The sequence below is a fragment of the Streptomyces sp. MZ04 genome, from assembly GCF_004684775.1.
Lineage (GTDB): Bacteria > Actinomycetota > Actinomycetes > Streptomycetales > Streptomycetaceae > Streptomyces.
On sequence record NZ_SRIC01000509.1, the window covers coordinates 1 to 2578 of the forward strand.

At 70.4% G+C, this 2578-nt stretch carries 2 protein-coding genes; both read right to left on the bottom strand.

Features of this window, described 5'->3' with window-relative positions; translation table 11 throughout:
• Positions 1-604: 604 nt before the first annotated feature.
• Positions 605-1342 (bottom strand): aspartate/glutamate racemase family protein, encoded by a 738-nt coding sequence (locus E2651_RS42580; RefSeq protein ID WP_135336625.1) that lies wholly within the window; start codon positions 1340-1342, stop codon positions 605-607.
• Positions 1343-1354: 12 nt separating this feature from the next.
• Positions 1355-2191, bottom strand: a complete 837-nt coding sequence (locus tag E2651_RS42585; protein WP_135336626.1) for an aspartate/glutamate racemase family protein — start codon at positions 2189-2191, stop codon at positions 1355-1357.
• Between the last annotated feature and the right edge of the window lie 387 nt (positions 2192-2578).

Sequence of the window (2578 nt, forward strand, 5' to 3'; positions counted from 1 at the left end):
CTATTCGTGGGCAGCCGCAGGTGTGTATAAGAGACAGCCCCCGCAGGACGGGCGGGAAAGGCTCCCGCAGGGCGAGCGGCAGCGATCCCCCACAGAGCGGGCGGGAAACAACCACCGCACGGCGGGCCGGAAAGAACCCCCGCAGGACGGGCGGGAAAGGCTCCCGCAGGGCGAGCGGCAGCGATCCCCCACAGAGCGGGCGGGAAACAACCACCGCACGGCGGGCAGCAACGATCCACCGCAGGACGGGCGGGAAAGGCTCCCGCAGGGCGAGCGGCAGCGATCCCCCACAGAGCGGGCGGGAAACAACCACCGCACGGCGGGAGGGAAAGAACCCCCGCAGGACGGGCGGGAAAGGCTCCCGCAGGGCGAGCGGCAGCGATCCCCCACAGAGCGGGCGGGAAACAACCACCGCACGGCGGGCCGGAACGATCCACCGCAGGACGGGCGGGAAAGGCTCCCGCAGGGCGAGCGGGAACGATCCCCCACAGAGCGGGCGGGAAAGAACCACCGCACGGCGGGCCGGAAAGAACCCCCGCAGAGCGGGCGGGAAAGAACCCCCGCAGGGCAGGCGGGAACGATCCGCCGCGAAGTGGCCGGAGAGTTAGTCCTTCACCTGTACCAGCGGCTCCTTCGTGAACAGTGCTCCCAGCGTCGGTGCGTTCACCCTTCGGGTGGCCAGGCGCAGGGCCTCCCAGACCGTCACCTGGTTGGCCGTCAGGACCGGTTTGCCCAGCTCCTGCTCGAGCGCGCTGACGTACGCCGCCGTGTGCAGTGCCGTGTCCGGCAGCAGGACGGCCTCCGCGTCGGGGTGGTCGCCCGCCAGGGCCATCGCCTTGACCTCCTCCCACCCCCACGTGCCGACCTCCGCCGCCGTGATGATGCCGCTGCCGCGCGTCGAGACGACCTCGGTCCCCGCCGCCTTCAGGAACGCGGCGAAGTGCCCCGCCACGTCCTCCGGATACGTCGCCGCGATCGCGACCCGGGTCGCGCCCACCTCACGTACCGCATGGGCGAAGGCGAACGACGTGCTGGACGCCGGGAGCCCCGCCGCCCGGGCGAGCGCGCGGACCTGGTCGTGCGCGCCCTCCCAGCCGAAGACGAAGCTCGCGCTGGTGCACGCCCACACCACCGCCTCCGCGCCGGACAGACGCAGTTCCTCGACGCCCGCCGCGAGCCGCTCGGGCGAGCCCATCTCCAGGAGCGCGTCGACCCGGTGGGCGTCCTCGCCGATGTCCGTGTGGACGACCTGAAGACGGATGTCACTGCCCAGCATCTGCTCCATGCGGGGGTAGTCGTCCTCAGCCGAGTGACCCGGATAGAGGAAACCAAGTGCGGTCACTTCCAGCCTCCTTCAAGGCAGCGGTGGTGGTCCTTCGGGCAGCCCCTGGGGCGGGTCGAGCGGCAGGGCGTCCGGCACCGCGCCCGGCCCGGGGACGGTGCCCGCGCCCGGCCTCGCGCTCGGGCTGATCAGTGCCTGGTAGGGCCCTACCGCATGCGTACCCAGTCGGCGAAGGGCGGACCACATCGTCACCTGGTTCGCGGAGATGACCGGAACCCGCAGCTCGGCCTCGAGCTGCGGGATGACGTCGTACGTGGGGAGGTTGGTGCAGCTGATGAACAGCGCGTCGACGCCGCCCCGCACCGCACGCCGCGCCATGTCGGCCACGTCCCGGTAGGGCACCTTCCAGATGTGCCTGGTCAGACCCAGGTAGGCGCGGCCCGTGACGCTCACCCCGGCCTCGCCCAGATACTCCTCCAGGGACTGGGTCACCGACCAGGTGTAGGGCGTGACCAGGGCGATGCGCCGTGCGCCCAGGTCATCGAGCGCTTCGAGCAGCGCGCCCGAAGTGGTGACGGCGGCGACCGCGCCCTCGCGGGTCATCGCCTCGCACATCGCCCGCTCACCGGCGATGCCGCCGACGAAACTGCCCGACGTACAGGCGTACGCCAGGACTTCCGGCTCGGCGGCGCTCAGCGCGCGGACCGCCTCGCCCAGCGTCTCGTGCTCGCTGACCAGGCGCGCCAGGTCGAGGCTGACCTCGACGGGCACGTACGGAGTACGCGTCAGATGGAGGGAGACCTCATCGGGAACCCAGCGCCAGAGTTCCCGGTCGAGGGCGAAGTCGAAAGGGGCGACGACACCTACACCGCGCTGAGGGTGTGGTCCGCCGAGGAAGGAGACGTCCATGAGCAGGCCCCAAGTTCGTGCGTGCGTGCATTGGAGGGACCGGCCGGGGGCCGGGAGATGCGGAACCGGCGACGCGCCGGGACGTCGGGACGGGGCAAGATGCGCCGCGAAAAGGAGGCGCTACAGAGAGTGCTACGACCTCGTACGGAGAGTACTCAGTCGTGGGGTGCTTGTGATAGAGCACCTCTGTTGACGAAGGTAGTTTCAGGTGCGAGCGTGGTCAATCCGCGCATCTCAGACGGCCCTGGCCGACACGTATCTCAGGGAAGCGGACTCTCATTGCGAAACGGTTTCTCCCCGATGTCCGATTCGACGCCCGATGCGACGGCTGATGCTCCGGCCGCCACGGTCCTCGTCCTCGACGCCCCCTCCCCCGGTCTCTTATAC

Bases quoted from the DNA above. Each gene is read 5' to 3' on its own strand.
- E2651_RS42585 (WP_135336626.1), bottom strand. From the start codon at position 2,191: ATGGACGTCTCCTTCCTCGGCGGACCACACCCTCAGCGCGGTGTAGGT.